The 15505-nt window shown below is 54.1% G+C and carries 14 protein-coding genes; 2 read left to right on the forward strand and 12 right to left on the reverse strand.

Annotated features, from left to right (window positions below; translation table 11 throughout):
- Positions 1-56: 56 nt before the first annotated feature.
- The 8 genes from GHH_RS10360 to GHH_RS10395 all read right to left on the reverse strand — a co-directional run bounded on the left by GHH_RS10360 (position 57) and on the right by GHH_RS10395 (position 10024).
- Complete coding sequence (locus GHH_RS10360) at positions 57-1073, reverse strand: TRAP transporter substrate-binding protein (protein WP_015375125.1); 1017 nt, start codon at positions 1071-1073, stop codon at positions 57-59.
- 275 nt (positions 1074-1348) lie between these two features.
- Positions 1349-2185: a sugar phosphate isomerase/epimerase gene (locus tag GHH_RS10365; RefSeq protein ID WP_015375126.1), complete on the reverse strand. Its 837-nt coding sequence runs from the start codon at positions 2183-2185 to the stop codon at positions 1349-1351.
- A gap of 31 nt (positions 2186-2216) precedes the next feature.
- On the reverse strand, positions 2217-3980 hold the full coding sequence (locus GHH_RS10370; protein ID WP_013145031.1) for a thiamine pyrophosphate-binding protein: 1764 nt from the start codon (positions 3978-3980) through the stop codon (positions 2217-2219).
- Complete coding sequence (locus GHH_RS10375; RefSeq protein WP_015375127.1) at positions 3977-4975, reverse strand: zinc-binding dehydrogenase; 999 nt, start codon at positions 4973-4975, stop codon at positions 3977-3979. The genes GHH_RS10370 and GHH_RS10375 overlap by 4 nt, the downstream gene beginning before the upstream one ends.
- Positions 4976-4992: 17 nt before the next feature.
- Positions 4993-6420, reverse strand: a complete 1428-nt coding sequence (locus GHH_RS10380) for an aldehyde dehydrogenase family protein (RefSeq protein ID WP_015375128.1) — start codon at positions 6418-6420, stop codon at positions 4993-4995.
- Between the two features lie 9 nt (positions 6421-6429).
- Positions 6430-7272: a citryl-CoA lyase gene (locus GHH_RS10385; protein ID WP_014196107.1), complete on the reverse strand. Its 843-nt coding sequence runs from the start codon at positions 7270-7272 to the stop codon at positions 6430-6432.
- Positions 7273-7590: 318 nt separating this feature from the next.
- Positions 7591-8985: a hypothetical protein gene (locus tag GHH_RS10390; protein ID WP_015375129.1), complete on the reverse strand. Its 1395-nt coding sequence runs from the start codon at positions 8983-8985 to the stop codon at positions 7591-7593.
- Positions 8986-9172: 187 nt separating this feature from the next.
- Positions 9173-10024 carry a Cof-type HAD-IIB family hydrolase gene (locus GHH_RS10395; RefSeq protein WP_015375130.1) on the reverse strand — a complete coding sequence of 284 codons (852 nt, stop codon included), beginning with the start codon at positions 10022-10024 and terminating at the stop codon, positions 9173-9175.
- Positions 10025-10394: 370 nt separating this feature from the next.
- Between GHH_RS10395 and GHH_RS10405 the strand changes: the two genes are divergently transcribed.
- Positions 10395-10808, forward strand: coding sequence for an EamA family transporter (locus tag GHH_RS10405; protein ID WP_011231547.1), 414 nt, complete (start codon positions 10395-10397; stop codon positions 10806-10808).
- A 280-nt stretch (positions 10809-11088) separates the two neighbouring features.
- On the forward strand, positions 11089-12207 hold the full coding sequence (locus tag GHH_RS10410; protein WP_015375131.1) for an acyl-CoA desaturase: 1119 nt from the start codon (positions 11089-11091) through the stop codon (positions 12205-12207).
- Positions 12208-12356: 149 nt separating this feature from the next.
- Here GHH_RS10410 and GHH_RS10415 read toward each other — a convergent pair whose 3' ends face one another.
- The 4 genes from GHH_RS10415 to GHH_RS10430 all read right to left on the reverse strand — a co-directional run bounded on the left by GHH_RS10415 (position 12357) and on the right by GHH_RS10430 (position 15502).
- Positions 12357-12743, reverse strand: coding sequence for a DUF302 domain-containing protein (locus tag GHH_RS10415; protein WP_015375132.1), 387 nt, complete (start codon positions 12741-12743; stop codon positions 12357-12359).
- Positions 12744-12892: 149 nt separating this feature from the next.
- On the reverse strand, positions 12893-13675 hold the full coding sequence (locus tag GHH_RS10420) for a sulfite exporter TauE/SafE family protein (protein ID WP_015375133.1): 783 nt from the start codon (positions 13673-13675) through the stop codon (positions 12893-12895).
- 72 nt (positions 13676-13747) lie between these two features.
- Positions 13748-14884 (reverse strand): MBL fold metallo-hydrolase, encoded by a 1137-nt coding sequence (locus tag GHH_RS10425; protein ID WP_015375134.1) that lies wholly within the window; start codon positions 14882-14884, stop codon positions 13748-13750.
- 48 nt (positions 14885-14932) lie between these two features.
- The gene (locus tag GHH_RS10430; RefSeq protein WP_015375135.1) at positions 14933-15502 is read right to left on the reverse strand and encodes a sulfurtransferase TusA family protein; all 570 of its coding nucleotides are present in this window, start codon (positions 15500-15502) and stop codon (positions 14933-14935) included.
- Positions 15503-15505 lie beyond the last annotated feature (3 nt).

A 15505-nucleotide genomic window follows, 5' to 3' on the forward strand; every position in this document is an offset into this window, starting at 1 on the left:
GAATGGAAGAACTCTTAAGGGGTGGACTCCCCTTAAGAGCCGGCTTTGCCATTCGGTTATTTTCCTGCGTTAACCAATTCGTTCACGAGATCTTGGCCGAATTTCGGCGCGTATTTTTGATAGATGGGCTGCACTTTTTCGACAAATTTTTGCCTCTCCTCCGGAGAGAGTTCGGTAATGACCATGCCTTGCTGTTTCAAATAGTCGAACATTTTCTCATCTTCTTCTTGGTTGAGCTTGCGCTGATAGTCTCTCGCTTCTTCCGCGGCTTTTTTGATGATGTCTTTTTCCTTGTCCGTCAACGTGTCCCAAAACTTTTTGCTGATGAGCAACGGACTTGCGTTGTAGACGTGGCCGGTTTTCGTCAAATATTTTTGCACTTCGTAAAACTTATTGATCGCCACATTCCCGATCGGGTTTTCTTGGCCGTCGACCACGTGCTGCTCCAAAGCGGTAAACAGCTCCGTAAATGCCATCGGCACCGGTGTGGCGCCCAACTCTTTCCACAAATCAATATGAAGGTCATTTTCCAACGTCCGAATTTTCAACCCTTTAATGTCGTCGACGCTCTTGACTTCCCGCTTATTGTTCGTCAAATGGCGGAAGCCGTTTTCCCAATAGTTCAAGCCGATCACGCCGACAGACGGCAAATCGTTGAGCAAGTCTTGGCCGATTTTCCCATCCAGCACTTTGTAAGCGGTTTCCCGGTCTTTGAATAAAAATGGCAAGTCTAGCACCCCGATGCGCGGAGCGAATGAAGCGATCGGACCGGTCGACATCGTCGATCCTTGAATCGTGCCCATCTTCAGCGCTTCAAACACGGCTACGTCTCCCCCGAGCTGTCCATCCGGATACACTTCCACTTTGATCGAGCCGTTTGTTTCTTTTTCCACGATTTCCGCGAATTTGTACAATCCTTTCGTCAGCGAACGATCCTTCGATGTCGCAACGGCCATTTTCATCACTTTCGGTTCGGCTTTCTTCGCCGCGCCGCCCCCTTGCGGCTCGGATTTCGATGAGCACCCCGCAAGCACCAACAGGCAGGCAAACAACAACACCAACATCTTTTTCATTACGTTTTCCCCCTTCTTTCCTCTATAGTGCAATGGTTGATGCAGCCGAACGGATCAACCGGCTGGCATCGTGTTGTATGTTGAACCCGCATTCCCGTTTGGCCGCAGGCCATTCTGTTCTCTCTCGACCGCGTCCGGTCATGCGGGAAACAACCAAATGAGCAAACCATTTATTTCTAATAATAGAATTAATATATATAATTTTCTGTCAATTAGTAATGTTCATAAGGCAGCCTCCCGTATCGGAAGCGCTGCCATATTTCTCTGTTGACTAGTCACGCCGATAGATCGCTTTGCGTTGCAATATGGCGGGCAAAATAGTCTTTTGCCGACTGCAGGCAGCGGCGTGCATGTTCTTCGTAGCCGAGCTCCTTGACACGTTTGATGTTTGGTAACTCGATCGAGCAAGGAACTTCTGGAATGCGACGGACAATGCCGGCAATGTCGATCCCGCCTTCGCCGATGTACAGCCGCCCTTCGCGGAGAATTCTCGTCATCTCTTCTTTTGACGCCGGAATCTCGCCCGGCGCGTCGCAAAGATGGAGAAAATGGAACCACTCCCGCGGCACGGCTTCCAACGCTTCTGGCGAATCGCCGGCGCGATGAAAATGGTGCAAATCAATCATAACGCCAGCATTGTCTTTCTTTACCGTCTTTAACACATCGACGACTCCTGCCAAATTCGTCACCGCCGCAATCGGCACGTACTCCAAATCAACCGTCAACCCGTATGGTTTCGCCAGTTCGCACAGCTCGGCAAACCGCTCGATGTAAACACTGCGGTCGGTCGTCCAAATGCTGCTTAAGACGTGGCGGCCGCCCAGTTCAGCCGCCACTTCCAAGGCGGGTTCATACCGCTTTGGATCCGTATCGGCATCAATGCGGGCCAGCTCAATATCCAGCAGCTTGACGCCGGTTTCCCGCAACGCTGCTTTCGTCTCACGCAACAGCTGTGGATTTTCCGCCAACGCATAGTTTGGCTCGCCGGGCAGCCCCATGTAGATGATCCGAAAACTGACGTAATCATACCCTGCCCGGGCGGCAATATGCGCCATCTCCGGCGGCGGGCAGCCGAGTACCGTCAAATGGGCCAAGGAAAACGTTCTCGCCATATCCTTCCCCCCCGATCTTGAAGGTTTCTCCTTACCGCTCTACGGCCACATGGTGAACACGTTTACCTGGGGAATAGATGTCCATAATATTCCAGTGGCCGGACGTCGGCGTCGGGACGTTGATCATTTCCACATCGATGACAAACGGTTTGTTCGCTTGGATGGCTCGCTCGAGCGCCGGTTTAAACTCTTCCGCCGAGCGGATTTTCACTCCTTCAACGCCGTATGCCCGGGCAATGGCTGCATAATCCGGCGAATACGGCTTACCGTCCTTTTGGAAAACCGTCCCGTGCGTCGTGCCAAAATGCGCCTTCTCGAGCCCGGCGATCGTGCCAAAGGCGTAGTTGTTCATAATGACCCAAACAACGGCGATATTTTCCTCGGCGGCTGTCGCCAACACCGCCGGGTTTTGGCCAAATCCGCCATCTCCAACGAGCGACACGACGACGCGGTCCGGGCAGGCGATTTTCGCCCCGAGCGCGGCCGGAGCGCCAAAGCCCATCGTCGCATAACCGCCTGGCGTCAAAATCGTTCCTGCACCATACGCTGGGAACTGTTGGCCGACCCCGTTTTTGTTCCAGCCGACATCGGTCGTGATGATCGCATCTTTCGGCAGCACTTCCCGCACCTCATGCAAAATGCGTTCCGGACGCATCGGATAGCTGTCGTCTTGAATGTGCGGCGCGTTTTGCCGCCGGAATTCCTCCTTATAGTTAGCGATGCGTTCTTTCAGCGCCTCGTCCGTCCGCCCTTGCGGCACGGTTTGTTTCGCCACGCGGTTCAACACGGTAAGCGCTTGCTTGACATCGGCGACGATGCCGAGTTCCGTTGGATAGTTGCGCCCGATTTCGTTCGGGTCGATGTCAATATGAATGAGCTTCGTTTCCGGAATGTTGAACGTGTACTCCGGCTCCCATGAACTGCAATCAGCTTCGGAAAATCTCGTTCCCAATGCCAAAATGACATCGGCGTTGCGGCACATGTCATTGACGAATTTCGTCCCCCAGAATCCGCTCATGCCCAGTGTCAGCGGATGGTCATCCGGCAGCGCCCCTTTGCCCATCAGCGTGTGCGCAACGGGGAGATCGAAATGTTCGACAAACGTTTTCAATTCTTCCGCCGCATCCGCCAGCATAATGCCGCCGCCGACGTACACAAGCGGGCGTTCCGCCTGCATCAGCTTCTCAATGATGTGTTTCGCGGTTTCATCGTCAATCGACGGCTTATGCAGCGTTTTCGTATGCCGCTTTTGCTTTTCAAACAGCGCCACATCCACTTCTTTGGAGAAAATGTCCATCGGCACGGAAACAAGCACCGGCCCTGGGCGGCCGCTCTCCGCCAGCTGGAACGCTTTTTCCAAAATTTCCGGGAACAAATCCGGCCGGTCGACCCGCCATGCCCGCTTCACAAACGGGCGGTAAATTTCATATTGCGACGCATCAGCGTGCAAGTTGATCTCCTGGTGCGGATGCTTTCCGTAATAATGACTCGGCACATCACCGGCGATGACGACCATCGGAATGGAGTCGAGCGCCGCGTTCGCCACCCCGGTCGCCGCATTCGTCAGCCCCGGGCCGACATGGCACAACACAACCGCCGTTTCCTTTTTGGCGCGTGCATAGCCGTCAGCCATATGCGCGGCGATTTGTTCGTGGCGGACGTTGACGAACTTGATTGAACTATGCTCCAAAGCCGCCAACACTGCGATGTTCGTATGGCCGCAAAGCCCAAAAATATGCGTAACGCCGCGGTCTTCCAAATACCGGACTAACTGTTCGGCTACTGGTTTTTTCATCGCTCTTCCTCCTCCTTGAAACGTAACACGACTTTGCCCGCATTGCCGGATGACGCCAGTTCATACGCCTGCTCATAGTCGCGGACCGGAAAAATGCGGGAAATGACCCGTTCGATCGGATGCGGCATCGTCCGCAAATAATGAATCGCTTGCAAATAGTCATCCGGGAAGCGGTAGATGATGGAACCATGCACGGTCACTTCGTTGCGAACGAGGCGCACGACCGGAAACGTCGCTTCATTCGCCAGACCGATCAACACAAGATGCCCCCCTGGAGCGACAAGCTCCGCCGCCTGTTCGACCGCTTCGCGCGCACCGGCCGCCTCGATGACAACATCAAACGTTTCACCCGACAGCGCATCAGGCGCAAGCGTGCGGATGTCGGCCATCGCTTTCACCGTCTCTAGTTTTAACGGATTCACATCGACCGCCGTCACATCCGCGCCTAAATGGCGGGCGAGGACGGCCGCCATCATCCCTTCATTTCCGCAGCCGATGACCGCTACCCGCATGGCGGGCTCGATCCGCACTTTGCTCAAGGCATGCACGACAACGGCGAACGGTTCGACGAGCACCGCCTTTTCATCCGAGAGATCATCCGGAACAGGAAGCACGTACTTGGATGAGATGACGAATTCCTGCGAAAACCCGCCGTCCGTGTTGATGCCAAGCGATTGTTTATGGCGGCAGATGTTCGTCAACCCTTTTTGGCACAAGTCGCACGCGCCGCAATACGTGTTCGGCAGCACAACGACCCGCGTCCCGATGTCGTAGGCGGCTTGTTCGCCCTTCTCAATGATGACGCCGACGAGCTCATGCCCAGCGCGAACGGGATAGTTCGCGTGCGGAAGTTTTCCTTTCAACACCCCAAGATCCGACCCACAAATTCCGCCATAGATGAGCTTGATCTTCACCTCATCCCCTTGAGGAGAACGGACGGTCTCGAGGCGCCGCAGTTCTAATTCATTTGGCTTTGCCACATAAAGCGCTAACATGTTGCCACCACCTATCATCACTGTGGAAACTGCCATACAATCATCTTCATTTCCGTCATTTCCTCAATCGCATACCGCGGACCTTCACGGCCGATGCCGCTGTTTTTCACACCGCCGTACGGCCAATGATCCAACCGGAAATTCGAGGTGCCGTTAATGACAACTCCACCGACCTCAAGCGCCTCCGCCACTTGATAGACGATGTCCATCCGGTTCGTAAACAGCCCGGCTTGCAGGCCAAAGGCGGAATCGTTCGTCTCGGCGATCGCTTCGTCAATCGTCCGGTACGGGATGACGCTGACGACCGGGCCGAACACTTCTTCACAAACGACTTTGCTTCGCTTCGGCGGGTTGAAGAGCACCGTCGGCTCCACCGTCGCCCCGCGCCGTTTTCCGCCGCACACCAGCGTCGCGCCGGATGCGATGGCTTCATCAATCCAACTCATCACCCGATCCGCCGCCCGCTCATCGACCATGCAGCCGACATCCGTATCGGGCAAGAGCGGGTCGCCGACTTTCAACGCTTCCACTTCCTGTTTGAGCAACTCGGTGAACGGTCCAACGACCGACTCATGCACGTAAATGCGCTGAACGGAAATGCAGCTTTGCCCGGAGTTGCTGTAGCCGGTTTTCGCGCACAGGGCGGCCGCCCGTTTCAAATCGGCGTCTTCATGGACGATCGTCGCCGCATTGCCGCCAAGCTCCAGCAGCACTTTTTTCATGCCGGCCAACGCGCAAATGTTGCGGCTCGCCACGACGCCGCCAGTAAATGAAATGACGTTGACGCGGTCGTCTTTGACGATTTGCTGCCCGACCTCGGCGCCGCCAAGCACCATGTTGATGGCGCGCGGCGGAAGACCGGCCTCCAGCAGCAGCTTCAACAGCTCTGCCGCAATGAGCGGCGTCTGCGGCGCCGGTTTCAACACAACGGCGTTGCCCGCCGCAAACGCGGGTCCGACTTTATGGCAAATCAAATTGAGCGGAGCGTTGAACGGCGTAATCGCCGCCACGACGCCGACCGGCACGCGAAACGTCACTGCCACCGCCTTCACCCCGCGCGCCGAGGCGTCGCCCGGGATCGTTTCCCCAAACAGCCGTTTCGCTTCTTCGGCCGACTGCTCGAGCGTTTCGATGGAGCGGGACACTTCATCCAACGTGTTTTTCAGCGGCTTTCCAAGCTCTTCCGAAATCCAGCGGGCAAACGTTTCTTTCCGCTCCTCCAGCAGCATCGACGCCCTTTTTAAGATGCGCGCTCGCTCATAGGACGGAATTCTCGCGATCTCTTTTTTTGCTTCAAACGCACAGGCGAGCGCCCTGTCCACATCTTCCGGCGTCGCCAGCTGCTGTTCGCCGATCACTTCCCCGGTATACGGGTTTTTCACCGGCTCCGCCGCACGCGGTTCTTCGATCCATGTCCCGTTAATATACAGCTGTGCTTTTCTCATCTTGATCACCTACTTTTCCAAATGACGTTTGGCTGGTCCGGTATAGCGGACTAAATCATCGCGGTTCGGGCACGGTCCTTTGATCAGCACGCCGTTTTGCCACTCTTCAAACGCATGGGCGACAATGCCCATCCCGCGCGACAGAGCGAACACACCTTTCGCCGCCGCCGCCGGCACGCCGAGCTCGCACTGGATCGCCGCCGCCACCCCGTCGATGTTCATCGTCATCCGCTTCCCTTTCGTCTTCTCCAAATGGGAACGATACGCTTCGGCGATCGCTAAATACCGCCCGCTGATCTCCCCTTCTTCCACGAGTTCGCCCGCCAATGCATACAGCCGTCTGACGCGCGGGTCGTCATCATGAAGCTGATGGCCAAATCCCGGCAGCTTCCGCCCTTCACGGCGAAACTGTTCAAACCGCTCGCCGATCACATCGGCCATCGCACCTTCCCCGCCGCGGATTTCGATTTGCTCATTTGTCTCGTAAAACAGCGCCATCGCCTTCTCCACCGCTCCCCCGTGCACATCACCAAGCACGTTGATGCCCGTCGCCACACACGAGTTGAACGAAATGCCGCATGTCGCCGCCATGCGGGCCGCCGCAATCGACGGGGCGCGCGGGCCGTGATCCGCCCCGGCGACAAGGACGCTTTCCCATAACTTCGCCTTTTTCTCGCTCAATATCTCCCCGCATAATAAGAGGTACAACATTTGCGTGTACGACACATTGCCGATTAATTCCTCAATCGGATATCCGCGAATGAGAATTTCATTTTTGCGGACGTCGCTGATCGACGTCTCCCACCACGCCCCTCCATCGGCGTACATATCGAGCGCACTTCGCTGCTTCATCCGAGTCGATCCCCCTTTGCCGCTCTTTGTAGATCGATCTAAAAGAATGGAATTTTAGTAGATCGATCTAAAACAAAAGAATGAAGATTAGATCGATCTAAAAACCTCCAGAACAAATCTTCTTTGTTTCCATTTTTAAGCAGACGATCCCGAGCGCACCAACTAGGCACGCCTATTTATTAGATCGATCTAAAAAAGAAATGACAAACAATTCAATCGATTCAATCTCATTATATCGTTCTGCTGAAAACGTTGTCAACCTAAAAATCTTCTTTCTTTGAAAATAAAGAAGGAAACGACCCCACAACGCCATAGATATCAGCCGAAAAACAGCCGCTCCGCCAACAGCGCAATGCCGATTCCCACGGCCATATAACCGAGCGCAAACGGGACATTCCGCTTGCCGATCCGATACGGATTGTCCCCCAGCTCCTCCGCCAGCAAAGAAACAGAAATATTGTACGGGCTGTACATGACCGTCGCCAAACTGCAACAAATGAGCACAATCGACAACGGCACCGCCGGAACAAGCAGCCGCACCGGCTCAAGCAGCGGCATGAGCAGCGTCAAGCTGACCAACGGATGAAACCCAACAAACGACGTCGCGAAAAAATAAACGGCAATCATTCCATACAGCCAGACGGAATGTTCCGCCCCGACGCGAAACCAGCCTCCAAGCCCAGCGAGCAGCGGAGACCGGGCCAGCATCTCGACAAACAACCCGGCTCCTAAAAACATGAAAAAGTAGTTTCCCAATCCCTCTGTCCGCTCTTTCCAATGGCAGAGCGCCATCACCGCATACCGCTTCACCCGGCGCACAAGCAGCGCCCATCCGAAACAAAACGGGACAAGCAATAAGACGATCGAAAACAAAAATCCTTTGCCAAGCCAACGCTGAACGAGCGACACGAGCACCGTAAACACGACGAGCACCACTAGCAGCTGGGCGGCCTTTTTCCCGATCGAAACCGCTGATTCCCGCCCCGCTTCCTCGCCGTTGTCCAATGGGATGGATCGATACGAAACAGCGGCCGTTCCCCAGTCGATCATCGCCATCGTAAAAGCCAGAAGCAGCAAAAACAGCGCCACTTCATAATAGTGCACACCGGTGAAATCAATCGTCGTGCTGATCATCACTTCCATCGGGCTCCACGTCAAACAAAGCGCATACGCCCGCAGCAAATTCCGAACATAAAACGACTCGGCCTTCCGTCCTCCTACATTTCGCAGCGCGGTGCGCAACGATTTGACAAGAAGCGGAATCGTGGCAATGTTCAAAAACAAACCAAGCAAATGACAAACGCTGAAACTGCGGCGGTACAGCGACGAAACGCCCCCGACGTTCCGCTTCAGCCATTCGCTCAAACTCTGATCATACCGCCCGACGCGAATAAGCGTATTCATGAACGGAAGCACAAAAAACAGCGCCAACAGCCCCAACACCCGTTCAAAATGCAAGACAAACGTCGGCCATGCATCGCCATAGAACAAAAACAATCCAACACCAAATGCAAAAAACAGAGCTCCCGACACCTGGTACACCCCGCGGGCGAAAAACGCGGACACAATAAACGCTGACAGCGCTGCAGCTCCCATAGCATAGTGAACGGGGGCCGTCTCGACAAACTGGGCCACCATATACAGCGCCACCGCCGCTGTATACACCGGCACCCGCCATATTCCAATCCAGTCTTGAATGCGATCGTGCGTCATTGTTCTCCCCTTTCGTTGCCATACGTTGAGATGATGATGCGACTGTTGTCCATAAGCGGCGAAAACGATTCCCCTCTCCGACAGCACACATTCACGTTTCAGCAGACGGGGCAAGCACCGGAAACCTGAGCTCCCCTCTACATCCAAAGCGATGTGGTGAACGTCCAATCGAAAAAAACGGGTGCCGCTACACCCGTTTCGCAAGCAGCCGCTCAAGCCCCGCCGCCACCCCATCTTCTTCGTGGGAGGACGTCACCATGTCGCAGATGGCTTTCAGCTCCGGCTCGGCATTGTCCATCGCCACGCGATAGCCTGCGACCTTAAACATCGACAAATCGTTATGGCTGTCGCCAAAGGCGACCGTGTCGCGCACATCGATGCCGTAATGGGCGGCGAGCTGTTTGAGCGCCTCGCCTTTTGTCGCCCGTTCATTGTTCATCTCAATATTGTGCGGGTGCGACGAGGTGACCGTGACGCCACGGAGCGCGGCGAATCGCGACGCTGCATCACGCAGCCGCTCGCGGTCGAGGGCGAAAATCAGCAGCTTATACATCACCGTCTGCGGGTCGTCCCACACCGTGCGGATGTCATCGACATACATCACCCGCGCCTGCTGGAACTGCTTGTTCACGAGCCACTTCACCTCTGGCGCCGCATCGGCCATCCCGGAAGCGAGCGCCTCCCATTGGGCGCGGTTGTGCAGGCCGACATAGACCGCATCGCCCGTGTACGTCTCGCAATACAAATCGGACTGTTCGCGCACCCACTCAAGCGTCGGACGGACGATTGTCCGCTCGAGCGGCGCCTCGCTGATGACCGTGCCGTCTTCGAGCGAAACGACCGCGCCGTTTAAGCTGGCAATCGGGCAGATAATGCCCGCCTCGCGAAGCGGGGCGAGCGCGTCTTTGCGCGCCCTCCCTGTCACGACGGCGACGATGTGGCCCTGCGCCTGCGCTGCGGTGATGGCCGCCCGGTTTCGTTCACTGATTTTTCCTTCCCCGTTTAATAGCGTTCCGTCCATATCGAGTGCAATCAACATCTCTGATCCCTCTTTCTTTCGTCATGCCAAAAGCGGCTGGAAAAACGGTGTTCCGACAGAAGCAGGGGCTAGTGGAAAGTTGGAAATGTCCGCCCTCTTCTCTCCGCACGTCAGCGCCTGACTCCATCTGCTCTTGTTCTGCAACGCTTCCTTTTTATTCTGATAGCTGTCGGGTTCTTCGATCACAAACGGTGCGAACCATTGGCGCACTTCATCAGAACGAGGGGGATTTGTGCTCATCTTAACGCCCAGCTCACAAAAGTGGTGCTTGCCCTCCATTATAACAAACGAATGGAAAAATGGTGAAATGTTCTTCCTTCTCATAGTATAATAGATGAGAAAAATTCTCAACGAAAGCGAAGGGATCGATATGTGGATCGTGTATGCTTTGTTGGCGGCGGTGTTTGCGGCGCTGACATCGGTGCTGGCAAAAATCGGCATTGAAAACGTCAATTCCCATCTCGCGACCGCTATTCGCACCGTTGTCGTGCTCGTGCTCGCATGGCTGATCGTCTGGATGACAGGCGCCCATCAAGGCGTCAAAGTGATCTCAACGAAAAGCTGGGTGTTTCTCTGCCTCTCAGGAGCAGCAACCGGATTGTCGTGGCTTTGTTTCTACAAAGCAATCCAAATCGGCGATGTCTCGCGCGTCACCGCCATTGACAAGTCGAGCTTGGTGCTGACGATTTTGTTTGCGGCGATGTTTCTCGGCGAACCGCTGTCCGCGAAAGTGGTGATCGGGGTGCTGCTCATTACCATCGGGACATTGATCATGATGTTTTAGCCAGCCGCCTTCTCAATCGTTTAGCCTGTTCTTCTCGAAATATTGCCGCCATACTCAATTTTGGCAGTTTTCCATCAAGCCTATAGACAGGACAATCCAAAAGATGTTATGATAAATTTTATAGTGACCTAGAGCTTTTCTCCGCCCTCCACATCATTTCGGCATAGAGGACAGCTTTTGGGATCACTTTATGAAATAAGGTCTTCGTTGCGACCAAGAGTGTGTGAATGGCTTCGCCGCTGCTTGTCAAACGGAGAGTAGTTTGAAAGGAGATCACTGAATGAATGATTTTCACCCGTTCGGCTGGTACGCGGCGAAAATGGCCCCGCATTTGCCGAAAAAAGCGTTTCAACCCGTGAAGTCCCGCTTGTTTGGAGGTTTGGCTTATGTAGGGCTCGTCATCGCCGGCATCCTCGCTGTATCACTTTTTCATCTTCACCCGGTATGGAACCTCCTCATCTCTGTTGTGCTTGGTTTCAGTTTTGCCGCGTTAGGATTTTTAGGACATGAAATTTTGCACGGCACCGTCGTCCGTACACCTTGGCTGCGCGATCTTCTCGGCGCAATCGCGTTTTGGCCGCTTTGCACCGGTCCGAAGTTGTGGAGAAAATGGCATAACGCCAGCCACCATGTGCATACCCAGCATGAAGAAAAAGACCCGGACGCGTGGCCAAGCATGGAGAAATTAGCGAAAAGCCGCCTGCTCTCTTGGGTATACCGCATCCCGTTTCCGATTCGCGCGTTTTTCTCGTTTAGTTCCTTGTCGGTGATGTTTACCCTTCATTCGGTGCGGATGCTGTTTTACTTTTTCCACGACTTTCGCTGGAAAAACCGCGCGGTTGTCCTATTTCAATTTTTCTTGCCTTGGGCGACATGGCTCGGGCTGTTATGGCTTGTCGGCTGGGAAAAATGGCTGTTCGCCTTTTTGCTTCCGCTGCTCGTCGCCAACACGATCGTCATGAGCTATATCGCAACCAACCATCGTCTCAATCCGTTAGTGCCGGTCAACGATCCGTTGGCGAACAGTTTGTCGGTCACCGTGCCAAAGTGGGTGGATATCCTCCACTTCCACTTTTCGCACCATACTGAACATCATCTCTTTCCTGCGATGAGCTCGAAGTACTACCCGCTCGTGAAAAAACACATCAAACAAATGTGGCCCGACCGCTACCACGAAATGCCGATGGGAAAAGCGTTGGCCGCCCTTTGGAAAACGCCGCGCGTCTACTACGAGCACAACGAGCTCATCGAGCCGAAGCAAGGCCATGTGTACGGCACGCTCGGCAATGGGCTCAACCCCGACCGGATTGTGCATCGCGAGCTGGAAACGGAAAAACAGCCGCGCGCAGCCAAAAAACGGGCAAAAACAAAAAAAGCAGCGGGGCAAGAGAATTTGTAGAAAGGATGGGCTTTGCGGCCGTCCGCCTCCTATGTGGATCAAATAGCGGCGAAGAGGGGAAAAGAGCGCTTTTCTTTCGGCAAACCTGCGTTTCCGTTTATATGTGCACAACCAAAAGGTGCCCCGTCTGTGGGACACCTTTTTCCTTTTCACTGACGGCATTGGTCAATGCAAGCGACCAACCTTTTCTCAATATCTTCCGCGATTTCCTTCAACGCCGGCTCGTTCACCATGCCAACAAGCATTGTCGGCTTCGGCATGCCGATTTTCGTTGTGCCGTTCTCTTGATAGACAACGAGTTTACACGGCAAAAAATAACCGACCAACAAGTTTTCATTTAACACCCGCGCCGCTTCTTGCGGGTTGCACACTTCCAAAATGACCATCGGCGTGGAAAAATCAAGCCCCTTTTCTTGCAGCTTCTCGGTTACGCTAAACTGCCAGAGCACGCCAAATCCTTCTTGTTTCAAGTTCTCTTCCAAATGCTCGATCGTTTCGTCCATGTCTGTTGGCACGTCAACCGTGTAATGGAACATCGCTCCTTCTTCCCTTCGTTATGTTTTCCCGTTGTTTAGCATGCCCAAATCGATCGCTCACCATCACGCAGAAAACGGACGGCGACACATGATCAGTTCCAGCGTTCACATGTCTTTTCCCGTGACCCGTCGCCTTTCAAGCGCTTCGATCATAAAATATCCACCCAAATTTTCACCGCCGTCGCCAAAATCAACACGGCAAGGATGACTTGCAGCACTTTCGTGTTTAGTTTTTGCCCCGCTTTCGCCCCTAGCGGAGAGGCAAGCAAGCTCGCGACGACCATGATGAGCGCCGGGATGTAATCGACTTGGCCGGTGGCGATTTTCCCGAACGTAGAGCCAATGGAGGAAATGAACGTAATGGCCAAAGACGTGGCGATCGTCATTCGCGTCGGGATTTTCAGGACCACGAGCATGACTGGCACAAGCAAAAACGCCCCCGCCGCCCCGACGATGCCGGACCCGACGCCGATGAGGAACGCCAAGGCGGCCGCCACCCCTTTGTTGAACGTCACTTGGTCAAGCGGAATGTCATCGATCCCTTTTTTCGGCACAAACATCATGATCGCGGCTAATGCCGCCAAGACGCCGTAAACGACGTTAATCGTTCCCTCGCTCATCAGCTTCGAGCCGTAACCGCCGACAAAACTGCCAACAAGAATGCTTGCGCCCATATAGAGAATGAGCGATTTGTTCAAATAGCCGCTTTTTCGATACGCCCACACGCCGCCGATCGTGGCGAAAAACACTTGCACCGCGGTGATTCCCGACACTTCATGGGCGCTGAACGCCGCCAGCCCAAACAACGGCGGAAGATACAGAAGCATCGGATATTTAATAATCGATCCGCCGATCCCCACCATCCCAGAAATAAACGAACCGACAAAACCGATGAAAAAGATGACAATGAGAAACGCGAGCGAAACATCCATCGATCATTCCTCCCTTTTCGTTTCAAAAGGGACGGGGCACGCCCCCGCCCCCTGTCAATCTGTGCCGCTTCTTTAGGCATGGGCATGATGCAGCGCGCAGCGGTTCGGGCCGATCTCAAGCTCCCGCTCTGTTTCGATATCCACGGTTTTGAGCCCGCGGTTGATGGCGACAATGTCTTCAAAGTTCGGCGGGGTTTCCGTCTTGGCGCTTTGGATGACGAGGTCGATGAATTCGTCTTTCGGTTTGTTTTGCATCATCTCATTGCGGGCGCGGATGCGGCCCAACGTATCGCCGACATACCCCTCCGCGTTGATTTCTTCGTCTAAGTTCGCGTAGTGAGCCGGCAAGACGATCACATCATCCGCCATGGCCGCGACTTTTTCGTACACGGTGTCATACAAATCCGCCGCCCATTCCGCCACTTTGCCGCCAAGGTCCGGCCGCCCGAGACCGCCGACAAAAATCGTGTCACCCGAGAACAGCCATTTGCCGTTGACAAAGAACGAGACGCTGCCTGGCGTATGGCCTGGCGTTTTCACGGCCAACACTTCCAAATGAACGTTGGCAAAGTCGATCGTGTCATGCTGCTCTAGCGGCTCGAAATCAAACACCGCTCCCTCGCTTTTCATCAAGTAGTACGTTGCCCCCGTTCGTTCGGCCAGCGCCTTGCCGCCGGAAAGATGGTCGGCATGCAAGTGCGAGTCCACGATATGCGTGATCTTCACCCCTTCTTGTTGGGCCACTTGTTCGTACACGTCAATAAACCGCAACGGATCGACGACAAGCGCTTCGCCGCCAGAGATGACCATATACGACAGACATCCTTTGCCGACGCGGATGAATTGGTACACTTTCAATTGATCGTCTTTGTATACGTTGACTTGATGGAGATGCTCGCTCCACGCCTGCATCCCGCCAGCGAGCGTATAAACGTTGTCAAACCCGGCTTCCGTCAGCTGTTCGGCGACAAACGCCGCCGATCCGCCCTTCGCGCACACGACGACGATGTCTTTGTCTTTCGGAAGACGGTCGACAATCGAGTCAACCCCATCAATCAATTCAAAATACGGCACGTTCAAATAGTCAAAGTTTTTCCCTTCGATTTTCCAATCGCGAAAATCGCTTTCGTTGCGGACGTCCAAGATGAACAGCGATTCTTTGTTGAACACCTTTTCCGTCATTTGTTGCACGGTCATTTCTTTCACCATATTAACATACCCCCTAATGTATATTTGATTGTTAAAAAAGGCCGCTCATTACGATTGAGCGGAATCAAGCGGCCCGTTCCATTGCGACATGCCGGGAACGACGTTGCGCACACGGTCAAATCCTTTTTCGGCCAGCTTTTGCGCAGCCAAATCGCTCCGTGTCCCTGTGCGGCACACGACATAAATCGTTTTGTCTTTCGGAAGTTCGGCCATCCGATTTTCAAGCTCCCCAAGCGGAATTGAAACGGCGCCCGGAATATGGCCAAACGCATACTCCGCCGGTTCGCGGACATCCAAAACAAACGAATCAGGATCGTGAAGTTTTTCTTGCAATTGTTCATTCGATACGACATGAGGGAATGTCGTTTCTTTGCGTGTTTCACTTTCTGCTGCCTTGCGGATATAATGTTTCAAAACCCCATTTTCTTCAATTGTTCCTACATATTGATGCCCTGTGCTTTCCGCCCATGCTTTGATATCGGCTTTGGATCCCTTATCCGTCGCCTGCACTTCCAGCACTTGCCCCGGCTGCAATTCATTGATCGCCTTTTTCGTTCGAACGATCGGCATCGGGCAGGACAGTCCTTTCGCATCAACGGTCATATCAACTTTAATCATGAA

The sequence above is a fragment of the Geobacillus sp. GHH01 genome (genome assembly GCF_000336445.1).
Taxonomy (GTDB): Bacteria; Bacillota; Bacilli; order Bacillales; family Anoxybacillaceae; genus Geobacillus; species Geobacillus zalihae.

Bases quoted from the DNA above. Each gene is read 5' to 3' on its own strand.
- GHH_RS10370 (WP_013145031.1), bottom strand. From the start codon at position 3,980: ATGAAAAAACCAGTAGCCGAACAGTTAGTCCGGTATTTGGAAGACCGC.
- GHH_RS10385 (WP_014196107.1), bottom strand. From the start codon at position 7,272: ATGAAGCAGCGAAGTGCGCTCGATATGTACGCCGATGGAGGGGCGTGG.
- GHH_RS10380 (WP_015375128.1), bottom strand. From the start codon at position 6,420: ATGAGAAAAGCACAGCTGTATATTAACGGGACATGGATCGAAGAACCG.
- GHH_RS10425 (WP_015375134.1), bottom strand. From the start codon at position 14,884: ATGGTGAAAGAAATGACCGTGCAACAAATGACGGAAAAGGTGTTCAAC.
- GHH_RS10420 (WP_015375133.1), bottom strand. From the start codon at position 13,675: ATGGATGTTTCGCTCGCGTTTCTCATTGTCATCTTTTTCATCGGTTTT.
- GHH_RS10395 (WP_015375130.1), bottom strand. From the start codon at position 10,024: ATGTTGATTGCACTCGATATGGACGGAACGCTATTAAACGGGGAAGGA.
- GHH_RS10405 (WP_011231547.1), top strand. From the start codon at position 10,395: ATGTGGATCGTGTATGCTTTGTTGGCGGCGGTGTTTGCGGCGCTGACA.
- GHH_RS10360 (WP_015375125.1), bottom strand. From the start codon at position 1,073: ATGAAAAAGATGTTGGTGTTGTTGTTTGCCTGCCTGTTGGTGCTTGCG.
- GHH_RS10410 (WP_015375131.1), top strand. From the start codon at position 11,089: ATGAATGATTTTCACCCGTTCGGCTGGTACGCGGCGAAAATGGCCCCG.
- GHH_RS10430 (WP_015375135.1), bottom strand. From the start codon at position 15,502: ATGATTAAAGTTGATATGACCGTTGATGCGAAAGGACTGTCCTGCCCG.
- GHH_RS10415 (WP_015375132.1), bottom strand. From the start codon at position 12,743: ATGTTCCATTACACGGTTGACGTGCCAACAGACATGGACGAAACGATC.
- GHH_RS10365 (WP_015375126.1), bottom strand. From the start codon at position 2,185: ATGGCGAGAACGTTTTCCTTGGCCCATTTGACGGTACTCGGCTGCCCG.
- GHH_RS10375 (WP_015375127.1), bottom strand. From the start codon at position 4,975: ATGTTAGCGCTTTATGTGGCAAAGCCAAATGAATTAGAACTGCGGCGC.
- GHH_RS10390 (WP_015375129.1), bottom strand. From the start codon at position 8,985: ATGACGCACGATCGCATTCAAGACTGGATTGGAATATGGCGGGTGCCG.